The 19847-nt window shown below is 71.2% G+C and carries 5 protein-coding genes and 1 pseudogene; 5 read left to right on the forward strand and 1 reads right to left on the reverse strand.

What is annotated here, in order from left to right; all coding sequences use genetic code 11:
- A pseudogene (locus QSK30_RS00465) lies at positions 1-4272 on the forward strand (type I polyketide synthase); the annotation flags it as partial.
- Positions 4269-14879, forward strand: a complete 10611-nt coding sequence (locus tag QSK30_RS00470; RefSeq protein WP_502871774.1) for an SDR family NAD(P)-dependent oxidoreductase — start codon at positions 4269-4271, stop codon at positions 14877-14879. The pseudogene QSK30_RS00465 and the gene QSK30_RS00470, both read left to right, overlap by 4 nt.
- Positions 14880-14883: 4 nt before the next feature.
- On the opposite strand, the gene QSK30_RS00475 is transcribed toward QSK30_RS00470, so the two are convergent.
- Entirely contained in the window at positions 14884-15267 is a 384-nt protein-coding gene (locus QSK30_RS00475) for a hypothetical protein (protein WP_285498708.1), read from the reverse strand.
- Positions 15268-15454: 187 nt separating this feature from the next.
- Between QSK30_RS00475 and QSK30_RS00480 the strand changes: the two genes are divergently transcribed.
- The 3 genes from QSK30_RS00480 (at position 15455) to QSK30_RS00490 (ending at position 19804) form a co-directional block, all read left to right on the forward strand.
- Positions 15455-17017, forward strand: a complete 1563-nt coding sequence (locus QSK30_RS00480) for an acyl-CoA carboxylase subunit beta (protein ID WP_285498709.1) — start codon at positions 15455-15457, stop codon at positions 17015-17017.
- Positions 17018-17120: 103 nt separating this feature from the next.
- Positions 17121-17924, forward strand: a complete 804-nt coding sequence (locus QSK30_RS00485) for an ABC transporter ATP-binding protein (protein WP_285498710.1) — start codon at positions 17121-17123, stop codon at positions 17922-17924.
- Positions 17909-19804, forward strand: coding sequence for a permease-like membrane multi-spanning protein (locus QSK30_RS00490; protein ID WP_285498711.1), 1896 nt, complete (start codon positions 17909-17911; stop codon positions 19802-19804). Before QSK30_RS00485 ends, QSK30_RS00490 begins: the two co-directional genes overlap by 16 nt.
- Positions 19805-19847: the final 43 nt, after the last annotated feature.

The following is a 19847-nucleotide window of genomic DNA, read 5'->3' on the forward strand; positions in this document are numbered from 1 at the left end:
AAGCGGGCGACCACCGAGCTGCGCGAGGCGCGCGGGCGGGTCCGCGACCTGGAGGAGCGCGTGGCCGAGCCGATCGCGGTGATCGGCACGGCCTGCCGCTACCCGGGCGCTGTGGCGACCCCGGAAGACCTGTGGCGCTTGGTGTCCGAGGGAACCGACGCGCTCGGCCCACTGCCGACTGACCGTGGCTGGGACCTCGCCGCGCTGCCCGGCTCACCCGAGGGCGGGTTCGTCGCCGACGCGGGTGCGTTCGACCCCGGCTTCTTCGGCATCTCGCCGCGTGAGGCGCTGGCGATGGACCCGCAGCAGCGGTTGCTGCTCACAGCCTGTTGGGAGGCGGTGGAACGGGCGCGGATCGACCCGGGATCGTTGCGGGGCAGCCGGACCGGTGTGTACGCGGGCGTGATGTACAACGACTACGCCACCTCCGTGCCGCCCGAGGCGTTGGACGGGTTCCTGGGGACCAGCAACGCCAACAGCGTGCTGTCCGGCCGGGTCGCTTACAGCCTCGGCCTCGAGGGTCCTGCGGTCACTGTGGACACAGCGTGCTCGTCGTCGTTGGTGGCAATGCATTTGGCGGCACAGTCTTTGCGGCTCGGTGAGTGCTCGTTGGCGCTGGCGGGCGGCGTGACTGTCATGGCCGGGCCGATGATGTTCGCTGGCTTCGGCTTCGAGGAGGGCACGGCCGGGGACGGGCGGTGCAAGTCTTTCGCCGAGGCGGCCGACGGCACGGGCTGGGGCGAGGGCGTCGGTGTCCTGCTGCTGGAGAAGCTGTCGGACGCGCAGCGCAACGGACACCGTGTGCTGGCGCTCGTGCGCGGGTCAGCGGTGAACTCCGACGGTGCGTCGAGTGGCTTGACGGCGCCGAATGGGCCCGCGCAGCAGCGGGTGATCGAGGCCGCGTTGGCATCGGCGCGGCTGCTGCCGTCCGATGTGGACGCTGTGGAGGCGCACGGCACTGGAACTGTGCTGGGCGACCCGATCGAGGCGCAGGCGCTGCTGTCGGTGTACGGGCAGGACCGGACCGAACCGCTGTGGTTGGGGTCGGTGAAGTCGAACATCGGTCACACCCAAGCGGCCGCGGGCGTGGCTGGTGTGATCAAGATGGTGTCCGCGCTGCAAGAGGGCGTGTTGCCCGCGACGCTGCACGTGGACGCGCCGTCATCGCACGTGGACTGGACTTCCGGTGCGGTCTCGCTGCTCACGGCGTCGCGCCCGTGGCCGTCGGTGGACCGACCCCGGCGGGCGGCGGTGTCGTCGTTCGGGGTGAGCGGGACCAACGCGCACGTGATCTTGGAGCAGGCGCCGGTTCCCGCTTCTTCCCCTGCTGGCGGAGAACCATTGGGGCCACTGCCTTTCTTGGTTTCCGCTCGCTCGGTCGAGGGGTTGCGCGATCAAGCCGCGCGGCTGCTGGCGTTGTCGGCCGCGCCTGCTGACCTGGCTTACTCGCTGGCCACCACCCGGGCCAGCCTCGACCACCGGGCCGTGGTGCTCGCCGATGATCCGTTGCCCGGCCTGCGGGCGTTGGCCGCCGGGGTCGAGTCCCCGGAGGTGATCACCGGCAGTGGTGCGGGCCAGGTCGGGTTCCTGTTCACCGGGCAGGGGTCGCAGCGGTCCGGGATGGGCCTGGCGCTGCGGGTGTTCCCGGCCTTCGCCACGGCGTTCGACGAGGCGATCACGTTGCTGGGGCTGCACCTGTCGACGTTCGAGGACGACCTGGCACCCACTGAGCTGGCCCAGCCCGCCTTGTTCGCGCTCGAGGTGGCGCTGTTCCGGCTACTGGAGTCCTGGGGTCTGCGCCCGGACTTCCTGGTCGGCCACTCGATCGGCGAGCTGTCCGCCGCGCACGTGGCGGGCGTGCTCTCGCTCTCCGACGCGTGCGCGCTCGTGTCGGCTCGGGGTAGGTTGATGGGCGCGCTACCACCTGGTGGTGCGATGTTGGCCGTTGAGGCGGACTCCGTCGAGTTGCCTGATGGCGTCGACCTGGCGGCGGTCAACGGGCCGGGATCGCTTGTGGTGTCGGGAAGTGCGGACGCCGTAGCCCAGTTCGAGTCCGAGCTGCGGGCCAAGGGGACGCGGGTCAAGCGACTGACGGTGTCCCACGCCTTCCACTCCCGCCTGATGGACCCGATGCTCGATGAGTTCACCGCGGTGGCTCGCGGCCTGTCCTACCGCTCGCCGACCATCCCGATCTTGTCCACAGTGGACGAGTCGGTGACCTTTGACGCCGCCTACTGGGTGCGGCAGGTCCGCTCGACGGTGCGCTTCAGCAACGCGGTGGCCCTTGCCGCTGATCAGGGCGTGACCCGGTGGGTCGAACTGGGCCCGGACGGTGTCCTGTCCGCGCGAGTGTCCGGCGTGGCGCTGGCCACTCAACGCACCGGCCGCGACGACGTGGCCACCCTGCTCCGAGCGGTCGCGGGTGCGCACGTGCACGGTGTCCCGGTCGACTGGCGTGCCGTGCTCGACGGCTGGGGCGGCCAAGTGATCGACCTGCCCACCTACGCGTTCCAGAACGAAGTCTACTGGCCGACCCGCGCCGCTGACACCGCGCTGTGGCGCTACCGGGCCGAGTGGACGCCGATCGCGTTGCCGTCCGCACCGGTCCTCACCGGCACCTGGCTGTTGGCGGAACCTCCCGGCCACGATGGTTCCGGCATCGCTGACGCACTGCGGGCGCACGGCGCGACCGTTATCCGTGGTGGCCTGGACGACGTGGTCGGCACCCCGACCGGCGTGCTGTCGCTGCTCGGGCTCATGGACACGCTCGCACTGGTGCAAGCGCTGGCGGACAAAGAAACCCGGCTCTGGGTCGCGACTTCGGGATCTTCACCCGACAACGCCGCGCTGTGGGGGTTCGGGCGCAGTGTCGCGCTGGAGTTCCCCCGTCTGTGGGGCGGATTGGTCGAGTTGCCGCCGCAGCTCGACGACCACGTCGCCACCGCGTTGGCGGGTGTGCTGACCGGAACCGGGGAAGACCAGGTGCGGATCGGCGCGGTCGTCGAGGGCAGGCGGCTGCGCAGAGCACCGACGCCGAACGGGTCCTGGCGTCCACAAGGGACTGTTTTGATCACCGGCGGGACCGGTGCGCTGGGTACTGAGGTGGCGCGCTGGGCGGCGCGTTCGGCCGGGCGGGTCGTCTTGGTGAGCAGGCGAGGCCCAGACGCGCCCGGCGCCGCGGAGCTTGCCGCCGAGCTGGGCGCTGTCGTGGTGGCGTGCGATCTCGCGGACCGATCCGCGGTGTCGGCGCTGGTCGCGGCGTACCCGCCGGATGCCGTCGTGCACGCCGCCGGTGTCGGCGGCCTCGGACGAGTTCCCGAGCTGGATGCCGTCAGCCTGTCGGAGACCCTGTCGGGCAAGGCCGCGGGCGCGGAGTACCTGGACGAGCTGTGCCCGGACGTCGAGGCCTTCGTGTTGTTCTCCTCGGCCGCCGCCACCTGGGGCGGCGCCAACCAGGCGGCCTACGCGGCCGCCAACGCCTACCTCGACGGCCTCGCCGAACGCCGGCACTCGCGCGGCCAGGCTGCCACGTCGATCGCCTGGGGAGCCTGGGAAGGCGCCGGTATGGCCGCAGGGTCGACCGACGAGCTGGCCCGGCGTGGTGTGCTGGTCATGGCGCCGGATCGCGCGCTCGCCGCGATGGCGGAGGCGGTCGGCTCGGGTGAGACCGTGGTGACCGTGGCAGGCGTCGACTGGACACGTTTCGGCCCCGCCTTCACCGCTTCCCGGCCTAGCCCGCTGCTCGCCGAGCTGCTGGCGGATCCGGTCGAGGTGGTCGACTCCGGCTGGTTCCTCGACCAGCTGACGGCCACCCCCGCTCACGAGCGTGCGGAGCTGGTCTTGGACTTGGTGCGCACCCAGGCAGCGGCAGTACTGGGACACGCCGGCACCTCGGGGATCGAGGCTGGCCGAGCGTTCCGCGACCTCGGGTTCGACTCGCTGACCGCGGTCGAGATGCGCAACCGGCTCAACGCCGCCACCGGTCTACCGCTGTTGGCCACGGTCGTCTTCGACTATCCGACACCGGGTGAGCTTGCCGCGCACCTGGTGGCCGAGTTCGGTCTCGACGCCGATGACCAGTCCGATGACCAGGACGTGCGGGCGGCGCTGGCCGCCATCCCGCTGTCCCGGTTGCGGGAGGCGGGTCTGCTGGACCCGTTGCTGCGGCTGGCAGGCCTGGACGTGCCTGCCGAGTCGGCGCCCAGCGACCTGGACACATTGGACGGTGAGGACCTGCTGCGACTGGTCGCCGCGACCGACGGGGAGAACTGAGCATGTCCGCCTCCATCGAGCAGTACGTCGAGGCGCTGCGCACCTCGCTGAAGGAGACCGAGCGGCTCAAGGCGCGCAACCGCGAACTGGCCGACGCCGCGCACGAGCCGATCGCCATCGTGGGGATGGCCTGCCGGCTCCCGGGCGGCGTCGACTCCCCGGAAGCGTTGTGGGAGCTGGTCTCCACCGGTGGGGACGGGATCTCCGACTTTCCCACCGACCGTGGGTGGGACTTGGGCGTGCTCTACGACCCGGAGTCCTCGCGGGCGGGGACGTCGTACTCGCGCCAGGGTGGTTTCGTGCACGACGCCGGGTGGTTCGACCCGGCGTTCTTCGGCATCTCGCCCCGTGAAGCCGCTGCGATGGACCCCCAGCAGCGATTGCTGTTGGAGACCTCGTGGGAGGTGTTCGAGCGGGCGGGCATCGACCCGCAGTCGTTGAAGGGGAGTCGCACGGGTGTCTTCGTGGGTGCGGCCACCTCCGGCTACGCGACCGCCGACGCTGAGGGGTACGGGCTCACCGGCACCGCGACGAGCGTCCTCAGCGGGCGTGTCGCTTATGTTCTAGGGCTTGAGGGTCCTGCTGTCACCGTCGATACGGCGTGTTCGTCGTCGTTGGTGGCTTTGCACATGGCAGCGCGTTCGCTGCGCGCGGGTGAGTGCACGCTGGCCATCGCGGGCGGCGTGACGGTGATGGCCTCGCCTGCGGCGTTCGTGGAGTTCAGCCGCCAGCGCGGGCTCGCCGCCGACGGTCGCTGCAAGTCGTTCGCGGCGGGTGCCGACGGCACCGGGTGGTCCGAGGGTGTCGCGCTCCTCCTCGTCGAGCGGCTGGCCGACGCCCAGCGTCACGGCCATCGTGTGCTTGCCGTGGTGCGTGGGTCCGCGGTGAACTCCGACGGTGCGTCGAACGGTTTGACCGCTCCGAACGGGCCCTCCCAGCGCCGGGTGATCCTGGACGCCCTGGCCTCTGCTCGACTGCTGCCATCTGATGTGGACGCTGTGGAGGCGCACGGGACCGGGACCGTCCTCGGCGACCCGATCGAAGCCTCAGCGCTGTTGGCGGTATACGGCCAAGAGCGGGCCGAGCCGCTGTGGTTGGGGTCGGTGAAGTCGAACATCGGCCACACGCAGGCGGCCGCCGGTGTCGCCGGTGTGATCAAGGTGGTCCAATCCCTCCGGCACGGCGTGCTGCCCGCGACGTTGCATGTGGACGCGCCGTCGTCGCATGTGGACTGGTCGACTGGCGCTGTCTCGCTGCTGACCGAGCCGCGCCCGTGGCCGTCGGTCGACCGGCCGCTGCGGGCGGGTGTGTCGTCGTTCGGTGTCAGCGGTACGAACGCGCACACGATCATCGAGCAGGCGCCTGGCGCAGTGGCCGAGCCTGGTGCGGACGAAGAGCTGCCCTGGTTCCTGTCTGGCCGCACTCCGGGTGCTGTTCGCGCACTCGCGGGTCGCTTGCGGGGTGTCGAGGAGTCGGTCGCGGATGTGGCGTTCTCGCTGGCCACGACCCGTGCCGCGCTGGAACACCGGGCAGTCGTGCTGCCGGGCGCGGACCGTGCCGCCGCGTTGACCGCGTTGGCCGCGGGTGTGGCCGACGAGTCCACAGTGGTGGGTGAAGTGGTGGCCGGGAAGGTGGCTTTCCTGTTCACCGGCCAGGGCGCGCAGCGTGCCGGGATGGGGCTCGCGCTGCGCGCCTTTCCGGTCTTCGGCACCGCGTTCGACGACGTGTGCGCCCGACTCGGTTTGGACGTCGCGGTGTTCTCCGGGCCGGACCTCGATCGCACGGAGCTGACCCAGCCCGCGCTGTTCGCTCTCGAGGTGGCCCTGTTCCGGCTCGCCGAGTCGTGGGGTGTCGTGCCGCAGTGCGTGGTCGGCCACTCGGTGGGCGAGATCGCCGCCGCCCACGTTGCCGGTGTGCTGTCCCTCGATGACGCGTGCACCCTGGTGTCGGCCCGCGCCCGCCTGATGGGTGCCCTGCCTGCGGGCGGCGCCATGCTGGCGGTCGAGTCGGCGTCCGTGGACCTGCCGCTGGACCTCGACCTGGCCGCGGTCAACGGTCCACGCTCCTTGGTGGTGTCAGGCCCCGCCGACGCCGTGGCCGCCTTCGAGGCGTCCCTGAGCGGCGTGCGGGTCAAACGCCTACCGGTTTCGCACGCCTTCCACTCCCGCTTGATGGACCCCATGCTCGACGAGTTCGCCGCCGTGGTGTCCGGCCTGACCTTCAACGCCCCGACGATCCCGATGACGCCCACCGCCCCCGGCTCGGTGGACACACCGGAGTACTGGGTGGGTCAGGTCCGCTCCACCGTGCGGTTCGCGGACGCTGTGACCACGTTGCACGACAAGGGTTTCACCCGCTTTGTCGAGGTTGGTCCAGGCGGTGTGTTGTCCGCCGCCGTTCGGTCCTGTGTGGACGATGCGGTCACCATCCCACTCCAACGCGCCTCGCTCGACGAGCTGACAGCGTGGTGGCGCGCCCTCGGATCGGCCTACGTCGCGGGTATCCCCATCACCTGGCCGCACCCCGGGCGGGTGGTGGACCTGCCCACGTACCCCTTTCAGCGGTCGCACTTCTGGCCGTTGCCGCCCGCGGCCGCGAGCCCCCGCTACAAGATCGAGTGGACGCCGCTGCCCTCTCCCGTCGCGACCTTGACCGGCAGCTGGCACATCCTCACCCGAGACCCGGCCGACCCCGTGGCTACCTGGTGCGCCGAGGCCCTGCGTGGTCACGGTGCCACCGTGACCACCGGCCCTGTCCTTTCCCCAGCTGACGGCGTGTTGTCCCTGCTCACGGACACGCACCCCGAACACCCGGATTTGACTCAAGGGGTAGTGGACACCCTCGCCCTGCTCCAAGACGCGACCGCGACCCGGGTCTGGATCGCCACCCAGGGTGCCGTAGTCGTCGGTGAGGAAGAGTTGGTCAACCCTGGCGCCGCCCCGCTGTGGGCGCTGGCCCGGGTGGCCGCCCTGGAGTTCCCCCAGCGGTGGGGAGGAGCGATCGACCTACCGCCCGTCCTCGACGCTGCCGCCGCTGGTCTTCTGGTCTCCGCCCTGAACGGCGTCGAAGACCAGGTCGCCATCCGGTCCGCCGCACCTGAGCCGGACCTCTTCTCCGCGTCTGCCCGTCGGGAGGCTCCCGCTCTGGCGGAGTCCGTTGAGTCCGCCCAGTCGAAGGCCCTCGCCGCTGTTCCTGAGGGGGCCCTTGCTGCCCTTGAGCCAGTGGGCTCCCCTCTGCACCCTGACTCCGCTGAAGGGAATGCCGCGTCCCTCTCTGCTGGTCCCGCCCGCCGCGTCGAGCTTGGTCGGGGTGTGCCCGCTGGTGCCGTGCGGGTGGAGTCGTCCACCCAGGTCGAAGGCGGGTCACACGGGGTTTCCGCTGCGCCGCTCGATGCCTCTTCGGTCCTGCCCAGTGAGTCCGGACTGCCCATTCCGTCCGGCATCACCGCGCGGCTCCGCTCACCCAGCGCGTTCGGGCTGTACGGGCGCCGGTTGGCTCCCGCTCCGGTAGTCCCCGCCGAGCCGTGGCGGGCGCGGGGCACTGTCCTGGTGACCGGGGGCACCGGTGCGCTCGGTGCTCACGTTGCCCGGTGGCTCGCCGGTCGCGGGGCCGAGCACTTGGTGCTCACCAGCCGACGGGGGCCTGCTGCGCCCGGGGCGGTGGAGCTCGCCGCGGACTTGGAGGCCGGGGGCGTTCGGGTCACCATCGCGGCGTGTGATGTCTCCGATGTCGACGCCTTGGCCGCGCTGCTCGCCGCCCACCCGCCGACGTCGGTCTTCCACGCGGCGGGCAGCGGTGAGTTCGGCCCGCTGCGCACGGCGACTCCGGCGGACTTCGCCGAGGTCATGTCCGCCAAGGTCACCGGCGCCCACAACCTCGCCGCCGCCCTGCCGGACCTGGACCGCTTCGTGCTGTTCTCCTCGGTGGCCGCGGTGTGGGGCAGTGGGTCGCAGGCCGCCTATGCCGTCGCCAACGCCGCACTGGACGCCCTCGCCCAGCAGGTGGGCGCCGTGTCGGTCGCCTGGGGTCCGTGGGCGGGCTCGGGCATGGCGGGTGCTGAGTCCACTGTGGACTACCTGCGCAAGCGCGGGCTCAACCCGATGGAGCCCGCCGCCGCGATCGCCGCCCTCGGCCAGGCCGTCGACGCCCGCGAGAGCGTGACGGTGGCCGACGTCGACTGGCCCCGGTTCATCCCCACCTTCACCGCGAGCCGCCCCAACCAGCTCTTCGAGGCGCTGGCTCCCCGGGTCGGGCCGCCGCCTGTCGCCGCGCGGGTGGTGGACCTGGACGAGCGCGCCCTGCTGGAGCTGGTCCGCACCGAGGTCGCCGCCGTGCTCGGCCACGCGGACGTGGCGGGGGTGGGTCCGCGCAGGTCGTTCAGCGACCTCGGGTTCGACTCGCTGACCGCCGTCGAGCTCCGCGACCGCCTCGCCGGAGCCACCGGCCTACGACTTCCCACGACCATGGTCTTCGACCACCCCACCCCCACCGCCCTGGCCGCTGACCTGCGGATACGCCTCGAAAAGTTATCCACAATCCATCCACAGCCCCCGCCGCGGAGCCCCGATTCACCCGCCGCCCCGGTAGACTGGCCTGGGGCCGCCCCCCGGGTTGGGTGGGGGACGTCCTCATGGGGAGTGGGGGGTTCAAAGGAGTCTTTGGGGGCCGGGGCCGGGGCCGGGGCCGGGGCCGGGGCGGTCGCGGTGGTGGGGATGGCGTGTCGGTATCCGGGGGGTGTGCGGTCGCCGGAGGGGTTGTGGGATCTCGTCTTGCGGGGGGCGGATGGGGTCGCGGCGTTCCCGGATGACCGTGGGTGGGATCTTGGTCGGGTTTACGACCCCGATGGTGGCGACGGCACCTCCTACGTTCGCGAGGGTGCGTTCATCGACGGTGTCGCCGAGTTCGACGCGACCTTCTTCGGGATCTCGCCGCGTGAGGCGTTGGCGATGGATCCGCAGCAGCGGTTGCTTCTGCAAGCCAGTTGGGAGGCCTTCGAGCGGGCGGGGATCGACCCGGAGTCGTTACGTGGCAGTCGGACTGGCGTGTACGCGGGTACCAGCGGTCAGGACTACCCGATGTTGCTCGCGGGGGCTCGTGATGTCAGCGAAGGTCATCAGGGGACTGGGAACTCTGCCTCTGTCCTTTCGGGACGGATTGCGTACACCTTCGGGCTCGAAGGGCCGACGCTGACGGTCGATACCGCCTGTTCTAGCAGTCTGGTCGCGTTGCACTTGGCCGTGCGGGCGCTGCGGCAGGGCGAGTGCGATCTGGCGTTGGCCGGTGGTGCGACCGTGATGGCGACGCCGACGGCGTTCGTGGAGTTCAGCCGTCAGCTCGGGCTCGCGGGGGACGGGCGGTGCAAGTCGTTCGCTGACGCCGCCGATGGCACCGGCTGGGGTGAGGGTGTCGGTGTGGTGCTGGTGGAGCGGCTCTCCGACGCGATCGCCAACGGCCACCCGGTGCTGGCGGTCATCCGGGGCAGCGCGGTCAACTCCGACGGTGCCTCCAACGGCCTCACCGCGCCCAACGGTCCCTCGCAGCAGCGGGTAATCCACCAGGCGCTCGCCGACGCGCGGCTGGAAGCGTCCGATGTAGACGTCGTGGAAGCACACGGCACGGGCACCCGGCTCGGTGATCCGATCGAGGCGCAGGCCCTGCTCGCCACCTACGGCCAACACCGGGACGAGCCGCTCTACCTCGGCTCAGTCAAGTCGAACCTCGGCCACACGCAGGCGGCCTCCGGTGTCGCCGGTGTGATCAAGATGGTGATGGCGCTGCGCCACGGCATCTTGCCGCGGACGCTGCACGTCGACGCGCCGTCGAGTCAGGTCGACTGGACCGAGGGCGCTGTGGAGCTCCTCGCGCGGCAACGGCCCTGGCCGGACCTGGAGCGGCCGCGCCGGGCCGCGGTGTCGTCGTTCGGCATGAGTGGAACGAATGCGCACGTCATCCTTGAGTCCTATGTGGAAGAGCATCTAGCGCCCGAGGGGCAGCGGCCGAGGGTGGTCGCGTTGCCGATCTCCGCGCACGCCGCCGATCGCCTCGCGGCGCAGGCGGAGCAGCTGGAAGGTGATCTCGTCGACCTCGCCCAATCGCTCTCGACGCGCGGCGCGTTGGAGCACCGGGCTGTGCTGTTCAACGGCTTGTCCCTGGACAACGCGGTGATCGGGCGGGCGGACGACGGTCAGACCGCCTTTCTCTTCACTGGCCAGGGCTCCCAACGCGCGGGCATGGGGCGGGAACTGCACCGGGCTTTCCCGGTCTTCGCCGAGGCATTCGACGCCGTGCGACAGCGGGTGCCGTTCGACGAGGACGACATCGACCAGACCGTGAACGCCCAAGCCGCGCTGTTCGCCCTGGAAGTGGCGCTGTTCCGGCTCGTGGAGTCTTGGGGTGTGCGCCCAGATGTCCTCATCGGACATTCGGTCGGTGAGCTGGCCGCCGCGCACGTCGCGGGGGTCCTCGACCTGGACGACGCCTGCACTCTCGTCGCCGCGCGCGCACGGTTGATGCAAGCCCTGCCGACCGGTGGCGCGATGCTCGCCGTCGAGGCCGATGACCTGGACCTGGGCCCAGGGGTGTGCCTGGCGGCGGTGAACGGGCCGTCCGCGCTGGTCGTCTCCGGTGACGAGGACGCGGTGGCCGCGCTGGAGGCGAAGTGCCGCGCGGAGGGCCGCAAGGTCAAGCGGCTGGTTGTCTCGCACGCCTTCCACTCCCACCACATGGACCCGATGCTCGACGACTTCGCCAAGGTCGCCGAGACGCTGACCTACCGCGCGCCGACCATCACCCTTGAGACCACTGTGGATGGTGACCCGGCCACGCCCGGCTACTGGGTTCGCCAGGTGCGCGAGCCGGTCCGGTTCGCCGAAGCCGTAGCGCGCGCCAGCGGTGTTACCCGCTGCCTTGAGCTGGGACCCGACGGCGTGCTGAGCGCGACGGTGGACCTCCCCGCCGCGCCCGCGTTGCGCTCCGGTCGCGACGAGGTGGAGACCGTCCTGTGGGCTGTCGCCGAGGTGCACGTGCGCGGCGGCGAGGTCGACTGGCGGGCGATCACCGCGGGCTGGGGTGGTCGCCGGATCGATCTGCCGACCTACGCGTTCGCTCGCGACCGCTACTGGCCCACCCCGTCCGCGTGGGCTGGCGATGTCGCCGCCGCCGGACTGGGACTGGTCGACCACTCGCTGTTGGGCGCCGGTGTCGGCGTCGCGGGATCGGCCGGGGTGATCTTCACCGCGCGGCTGTCGACCCGCAGTCACCCGTGGCTCGCCGACCACCGCGTGCACGGCCGGGTTGTGCTGCCGGGCACGGCATTCGTCGAGTTGGCGTTGCGGGCGGGAGACGCGCTCGGGCTCGCCACCCTGGACGAACTGGTGCTGCACGCACCACTGGTCCTCGACCGCGCGGTGCAGGTGCAGGTCTCGGTCACCCCTGACGGCGAGGTCGGCGTGCACGGCCGGGAAGGCGAGGACTCCGGCTGGTCGGACCGGCCCTGGACCCTCCACGCCACTGGCACGCTGAGCGCCGCGGGTGAGTCGAACGCGGTCGTCGAATGGCCGCCGCCGGGTGAGTCGGTCGACCTGAGCGAGTTGTACACCGACCTCGCCGCCGCCGGGTTGGACTACGGTCCGGCGTTCCAAGGGCTGCGCGCGGCGTGGCGGGCCGAGGGAGCGGTCTACGCCGAGGTGGCCCTCCCGGACGGCAGCGACGCGACGCGGTTCGGGCTGCACCCGGCCCTCCTGGACGCCGCGTTGCACGCGCTCGCGGTCGACGTCAGCGGCTCCGGTGGTCCTGGCGTGCCGTTCGCCTGGTCGGGTGTCCGGCTCAGCGCGACCGGGGCGAGTGTCCTGCGGGTTCGGCTCACCAGCGGCGATGACGGCGTGAGCCTGCACGCGGTCGATCCGGCCGGCGCGCCGGTTGTCTCGGTGGACCGGGTGGTCTTGCGCGCCGCGGTGGTCGGCGGTTCAGTCGCGCCCCCGTTGCACCGGGTGGCATGGGTCCCGGTCGAGCCGTCCGAGCCGTCCGAGCTGCGGTGGGCGGTGGTCGGTGGCGACCCGTTCGGCGCGGCGGCGGGTCTGCGGGCAGCCGGTGCGACCGTGGTCGATGCTGATGACGCGGACGTCTTGGTGCTGAGCCCGGTCGGCGATGATCGGCTGAACTTGTTGCTAGAGCGGGAAGAGCGGCCGTTGGTCGTGCTGACCCGAGGTGCTGTCGCCGCCGAGCCCGGTGACGATGTCCCGGACGTGGCGGGCGCCGCGGTGTGGGGATTGCTCCGGTCGGCGCAGACGGAGAACCCGGACTGGGTGCGCTTGGTCGACATCGACGGCGACCCGTGGACCGCCCTCGTGCGCTCCGGGAGCGAGTCGCAGCTGGCGATCCGGGCGGGCGCGCTCCTCACGCCGCGCGTGGTTCCCGACCCGGGAACGGATCTCGTCGCGCCCAGTGGACCGTGGCGATTGGACACCACCGAGCGCGGCACGCTGGAGAACCTCGTCCTGCGCCCGTTCGACCACGGCGATCTGTCGGTGGGCGAGGTCCGTGTGTCGGTGCGGGCGGCCGGGTTGAACTTCCGCGACGTGCTCAACGCGTTGGGCATGTACCCGGGCGAGGTGGCGATCGGCGGCGAGGCCGCGGGCGTGGTCACCGAAGTGGGCCCGGGCGTCACGCGGTTCGCCGTGGGCGATCGGGTCCTCGGGTTGTTCTCCTCGGCGTTCGCTCCGGTCGCGGTGACCGATGAGCGTTTGCTGGCAAGACTTCCGGACGACTGGACGTTCGTCGAGGGCGCGTCCATCCCGATCGTCTACGCGACCGCGTACTACGGCTTGGTCGATCTCGGCGGACTTCAGCGAGGCGAGTCGGTGTTGGTGCACGCGGCTGCCGGCGGCGTCGGCATGGCGGCGGTGCAGATCGCGCGACACCTGGGTGCCGAGGTGTTCGGCACGGCGAGCGCGAGCAAGTGGGCGGCGACCGGGCTGGCCGAGGACCACCTGGCGTCGTCGCGGGATCTTGGCTTCGCTGAGCGGTTCCCGGCTGTCGACGTGGTGTTGAACGCGCTGGCCGGTGAGTTCGTGGACGCGTCGCTGGGGCTGTTGAAGCCGGGCGGCAGGTTCCTGGAGATGGGCAAGACCGACATCCGCCAGGGCGTTCCCGGGTACCGGGCCTACGACCTGGCCGAGGCCGGGCCTGACCGGATCGGCGAGATCCTTGCGTTGGTGCTGGCCCTGTTCGCGGCGGGGGTGCTCACGTTGCCGCCGCGCCGGGTCTGGGACGTGCGGCAGGCGCGCGAGGCGTTCCGGTTCATGAGCCAGGCGCGGCACGTCGGCAAGGTCGTGCTGACCGTCCCGCACGAGCCGGATCCCGCCGAGCCGGTGTTGATCACCGGTGGCACGGGTGCGCTGGGTGGTCTCGTGGCCCGGCACCTGGCGGCCGCCGGTCGGAAGAACTTGGTACTGCTGAGCCGAAGCGGACCCGACGCGCCAGGTGTCCCCGAGTTGGTGTCTACTGTGGAGGGTCTCGGCGCGAAGGTCACCGTCGTGGCGGGCGATGCGGCGGAGCCGGACGCGGTCGTGCGCGAGTTTGGTGTGCGGTCGGTGTTCCACGCCGCTGGCGTCCTGGACGACGGCGTGTTCACCAGTCTCACCCCCGAGCGTGTCCGCGAGGTCCTGCACGCCAAGGCGGATGCCGCGTGGGCCTTGCACGAGGCGCTCCCGGACGCGGTCGAGTTCGTGCTGTTCTCCTCCATCGCCGCGACCATCGGCACTCCCGGCCAGGCCGCCTACGCCGCTGCCAACGCGTACTTGGACGCGTTGGCTCAGCACCGACACGTGCGCGGGCAGTCGGCGCGCGCGTTGGCCTGGGGCCCTTGGGATCTCGACGGCGGCATGCTCGGTTCACTCGCGGACGAAGACCGAGACCGCTTGTCCCGCAGTGGCTTCCCTGCGCTGACAGCGTCGACGGGCCTCGCGCTGCTGGATCGGGCTCTAGCCGAGCCGACACCTGCGGTTGTCGCGGCGTTGGTGAACAACCGGGCGCTGCAAGACATCCCAGTGCTCCGGTCGTTGATCCGCACCACTCGACGAGCCGCGGGCGCCGCGGAATCCGCCCAGGGCTTGACGGACAGGCTGCTGGCCGCCTCGGCCACCGGGCGCGTCCGCCTGCTGGTCGACCTGGTCCGGGGCAACGCGGCCACCGTGCTCGGCTTCGCCGCCTCGACGGCCATCGACCCCGCCCGACCGTTCGCCGACCTGGGGTTCGACTCCCTCACCGCGGTCGAGCTGCGCAACCGCCTGGCCACCACCACCGGTGTCCGGCTGCCCGCCACCCTGGTCTTCGACCACCCGACCCCGGCGGCCCTGGCCGCCCGGCTGCTGGCGGAGCTCGTCCCGGCGCCACCGAGCCCGGCCGTCGCCCTGCTGGCCGATCTGGACCGGGTCGACGCGACCCTGGCCGACCTCGGGGAAGGTGACGCCGCGCGGGTTCGCGCCCGGCTCACCGCGCTGCTGGCCAAGTTCGCGGCCGCCCCGGAACCCGGTGGGGACGAGGACCTCGCGGCGGCGACCGAGGACGACATCTTCGCCCTCATCGACAACGAGCTGGAGGGCGCGTAGGGGGTCAGTCGCCGGTGGCGTTGACCGAGGGCACCGGGACCGGGTGCGGGTAGCGGTCGTCCCCGGGGAAGGTGCCGCCGAGCGGCAGCGCGCCGATGACCGGCACGGCGGCGGCGGGGGTGGTCATGTCCCACCCGACCCAGCCCGGGATGTAGCTGTTGCCGGGGCCGGTGATCTTGTTGCCGTCGATGTGGATGTGGCCGTTGACGCAGAGGCGGAAGCCTTGGTAGGTCACGTAGGTGAAGGCGTGCTTGGTCTTCTTGTCCTTCTTCGAGATCTCCACGAAGACGGCCTGGCGGAAGTCCGCGGCGTTGACCACGTTGGCGGCGTCCTGGTCGGTAAAGCTCGCGGGTGCGCCCCACTTGCAGGTGTCGGGGTTCCACGGCATGGTCCGCTCCTCTGTTCGACGGCAGGTCCACTCGATGGGAACAGCCGCCCGACCCCGCCGTCACCGTCCGCCGGGGCGGCTGTCGGCCCGCCCGGGCTGCCCCGGAGGCCGCACTGTCGGCATCTAGGGGCACCGGCGGGGGTGTTAGGGGTGCTACCGGTGACACGCCCGGCCTAGGTTCAGGCAGGTGACCACCGCGGACCGGATCTCGGACTTGGCGGCCCGGCGTGATGAGGCCGTGGGGATCGCCGAGAAGCGGGCGGTGGACCGCCAGCACGCCAAGGGCAAGCTGACCGCGCGCGAGCGGGTCGACCTGCTGCTCGACCCGGGTAGCTTCGTCGAGCTCGACGAGTTCGCGCGGCACCGGTGCACCGATTTCGGGATGGAGCACAACCGGCCGTACGGCGACGGTGTGGTCACCGGTTACGGCACTGTGGACGGTCGCCAGGTCTGCCTGTTCTCCCAGGACTTCACCACGCTCGGCGGCAGCATGGGCGAGGCGTTCGGGAGCAAGGTGCTCAAGGTGATGGACCTGGCGATGAGCATCGGCTGCCCGATCATCGGCATCAACGACTCCGGTGGGGCGCGCATCCAGGAAGGCGTCGTCTCCCTGGCCTACTACGCCGAGCTCGGGATGCGCAACGTGCGCGCGTCCGGGGTCATCCCGCAGATCTCGTTGCTCATGGGGCCCTGCGCGGGCGGTGCGGTCTACTCGCCCGCGATCACCGACTTCACCGTGATGGTGGACAACACCTCGTACATGTTCGTGACCGGGCCCGAGGTGGTCGAAGCGGTCACCGGTGAGCGGACCTCGCTCGACGAGCTGGGTGGCCCGACGGTCAACGCCGAGGTCTCGGGCAACGCGCACTACGTCGGGCAGGACGAGCAGGACGCGATCTCGTGGGTGCAGACACTGCTCGGGTACCTGCCCGGCAACAACCTCGACCCGACGCCCAGCTACGACCACCCGAACACCGCCGAGGTGACCGAGCAGGATCGGGCACTGGACTCCCTCATCCCGGACGCGGACAACCGGGCGTACGACATCACCGAGCTGATCGCCGCCATCGTCGACGACGGGGAGTTCCAAGAGGTCCAGCCCAGCTACGCGCGCAACATCATCTGCGCGTTCGCCCGGGTCGATGGCCATTCCGTCGGTGTCGTGGCCAACAATCCGCTGTTCAGCGCCGGGGCCATCGATATCGCCGCCTCCGAGAAGGCCGCCCGGTTCGTCCGGTTCTGCGATGCCTTCAACATCCCGCTGCTGACCCTGGCCGATGTGCCCGGCTACCTGCCCGGCGTCGAGCAGGAGCGCGGCGGCATCGTCCGCCGGGGTGCCAAGCTGATCTACGCCTACGCCGAGGCCACGGTCCCCAAGGTGACCGTCGTGACCAGGAAGGCCTACGGCGGCGGGTACGCCGTGATGGGCTCCAAGCACCTGGGTGCCGACGTCAACCTCGCCTGGCCCACGGCCGAGATCGCGGTGATGGGCGCGACCGGCGCCGTGCAGGTGCTGCACCGCCGCTCGCTGCTCGCCGCCGAGCCGCAGGACCGGGCCCGGTTGGCCGCCGAACTCACCGACGAGTACCAGCGCACATTCAGCAACCCGTATGCTGCCGCCCAGCACGGGTACGTCGATCGGGTTATCCAACCCGCACACACGCGCATAGAGGTGTCGAGGGCGCTAAGACTCTTGAGGAACAAGAGAGTCCAACCGCCTACGCGCAAGCACGGGAACATCCCGCTCTAGCGGCACAAGCGTGATCAGCGGTTCACTTTGGTGACTGCCCGCGACTGTACGATCACCGCCGCCCGGTGATCACGGGCAAAAGCACACGAAGGGGACTAGCAGCGTGAGCGCAGTGCAGCCGCAGGTAGATGACACAGGCGGTACGCCCGAGACAGCGGCCTTCCGTCTCCTCGGCCTGCACAAGGTGTTCGGGGAGTACACCGCCGTCGACCGCGTGGACCTCACCGTCGCCCCTGGCTCGTTCTACGGCCTCGTCGGCCCCAACGGCGCCGGCAAGACGACCGCGCTGTCTATGGCTGTCGGCCTGCTGCGCCCTGACGAGGGCCGTTCGCTGGTCTTCGGCGTAGATGTTTGGGAAGACCCTCTTAGCGCGCGCAAGCTCATGGGCGTACTCCCTGACGGTCTTGCCCTCCCCGAACGCCTTACCGGCCGAGAGCTGCTCACCTACCTGGGGCAGCTGCGCGGTCTGGACGCCAAGACCACCGCGGACCGCGCCGAAGAGCTCTTGCACGTCATGGAGCTGACCGGCGACGCCGAACGCACCCTCGTCGTGGACTACTCCACCGGCATGCGCAAGAAGATCGGCCTTGCCACGGCCCTGCTGCACGGCCCGCGGCTGCTGGTCCTCGACGAGCCGTTCGAGGCGGTCGACCCGGTGTCGGCGGCCACCATCAAGCGGATCCTGAACCGGTTCGTCGGCGGTGGCGGCTCGGTGCTGCTGTCCAGCCACGTGATGGCCCTGGTCGAGCAGCTGTGCGACACGGTCGCGGTCATGGCCAGGGGCCGGGTCGTCGCCGAGGGGCCGCTCGCCGAGGTGCGCGGCGCCACCACGCTCGAGGAGACCTTCGTCGAACTGGTCGGCGTCCGGGTCGGCGGCGGGGAGGGCCTGTCGTGGCTGGCGTCCTGATCCGGATGAAGCTGACAGTCCTGCGGCACACCATCGCCGGGCCGCGGGCCACCTGGATGCTCACCGGCGGCCTGGTCGGGCTGGCCCTGGCGGCGGGCACGATCGCGCTGGCCACCGCCGACGCCGCCCCCGGCACGGTGCTCGACCTGCTCGCGGTCACCTTCGCCATCTGGGCCTTCGGCTGGATGCTCGGGCCCGCCTTCGGCGGTGACCCGGTGCTGCGCGCCGAGCAGTTCGCGCTGGAGCCGGTGCCGCGCACGCGGTTGGCGCTCGGGCTGCTGGGCGCGGCCTTCGTCGGGGTCACCACGGCGGTCACGCTGGTCGCGTTCACCGCTCTGATCGTCTACGCGGCCCGGTTCGGGGTCCTGCCGGTGATCGTCTCGGTGCCGGGGCTGGTGCTCCAGCTGACCCTGGTGGTGCTGCTGTCCCGGCTGGCCGGGCGGTTCTTCGGCGCGCTGTCGCGCTCGCGCTCCGGCGCGGCGGTCACCGCGTTGATCACCGCGACCATGATGGTGCTGAGCCAGTCCGGCTGGGTCGTGTTCATCGCCCTGGACGTGGTGCTCGAGACCGGGTTCTCGCCGACGTTCTCGCTGGTCGTGCGCCTGCTGCCGTCGAGCTGGGCGGTGCTGGCGGTGGAGGCGTCCGCGCGTGGCGATTGGCTGTGGACACTGCTCCCGCTGGCCGGGCTCGCCGTGCTGGTGGTGCTGCTCGTGCTGTTCTGGGGCAGGCTGCTCGGTCCGCGGCGGCTGGCCCGCCCGGTCGTGCGCGGGTCGAGTGCCCAGGCCGCCGCCCGGCGGGCCGATCGCGGTCCGGTGTCGGCGGTCTACGTCAAGGAGGTCCGCACCTGGCTGCGCGACCCGCTGCGGGTGCAGAGCCTGGTCGTCGCGCCCGCGTTCGCGATCTTGAGCGGGCTGCTGCCGCTGCTGTTCGACGCCACCGCGTTCCTGCCGTTCGTCGGCGCCATCACCGCGCTGATGGCCTCGGTGACCTGCGCGAACCTCTACGGCCAGGACGGCACCGCGCTCTGGCTGACCCTGCTGCTGCCCGGCACCGAGACCGCCGACGTGCGCGGCAGGCAGCTGGCCTGGCTCACCCTCTTCGGACCGCTCTCGATCGCGCTGACCGTGCTCGGCGTCCTGCTGCACGGCGACCCGGCGCTCTGGCCGTGGGCGCTGGCCGCGACGTTCTCGCTGCTCGGCGGGGGTGGCGGCCTGCTGCTCGTGGTCGCGATCGACCAGCTCGTCCCCGGGCCGGACCCGCACAAGAACAAGAACTCCCCGCTCGACCACGGCGACGTCACCGGCCAGGCCTTCGTGATGCTGCTGCTGGCGCTGAGCGTGGCCACCCCGGCGCTGGGGACGGTGCTCGCGGGCGAACTCCTCGACCAACCGCTGCTCGTCTGGGCGGGCGTGCCCGTGGGGCTGTTCGTCGGCGCGCTGTCGTACTGGCTGCTCGGTGCGGCCGCGGTGAAGAAGCTGATCGCGCGCGGGCCCGAGCTGCTCTACCTGATGCGCGCGGGCAAGGAGCACGAGGGCCAGGTCGGCGCGGAGACCGCCGTGCTCAAGGCCATGCCCCGGCACCGCCGCGGTCTGCTGTGGACGAGCTTCTTCATCGGCTGCATCGCGCTGTTCCCGCAGGGCCTGGTGCCGCTGGGGATGAAGCTCAGCGGTGACATCGCCAAGGTCTGGTTCTTCCCGCTCTACCTGCCCGACGGTCTGCAATGGCCCGCGATCGCGTTGATGCTGGTACTCGGCTTGGCCGCGTTCGCGCTTTCCGGCTGGGTTTATCTCACCGAGACGCGCAGGCTGCGGGAAAAGCTCGCGCGCAAGGCGGCCGAACGCGCCGAGCGGGTGGCCGCCGAAGCCGTTCCGGTGGGCTGAGCCACCCCCCATTCGATGCCGCTGACCTGCGCGTTCGCCACAC

The organism is Actinokineospora sp. NBRC 105648 (genome assembly GCF_030269645.1).
GTDB lineage: Bacteria > Actinomycetota > Actinomycetes > Mycobacteriales > Pseudonocardiaceae > Actinokineospora.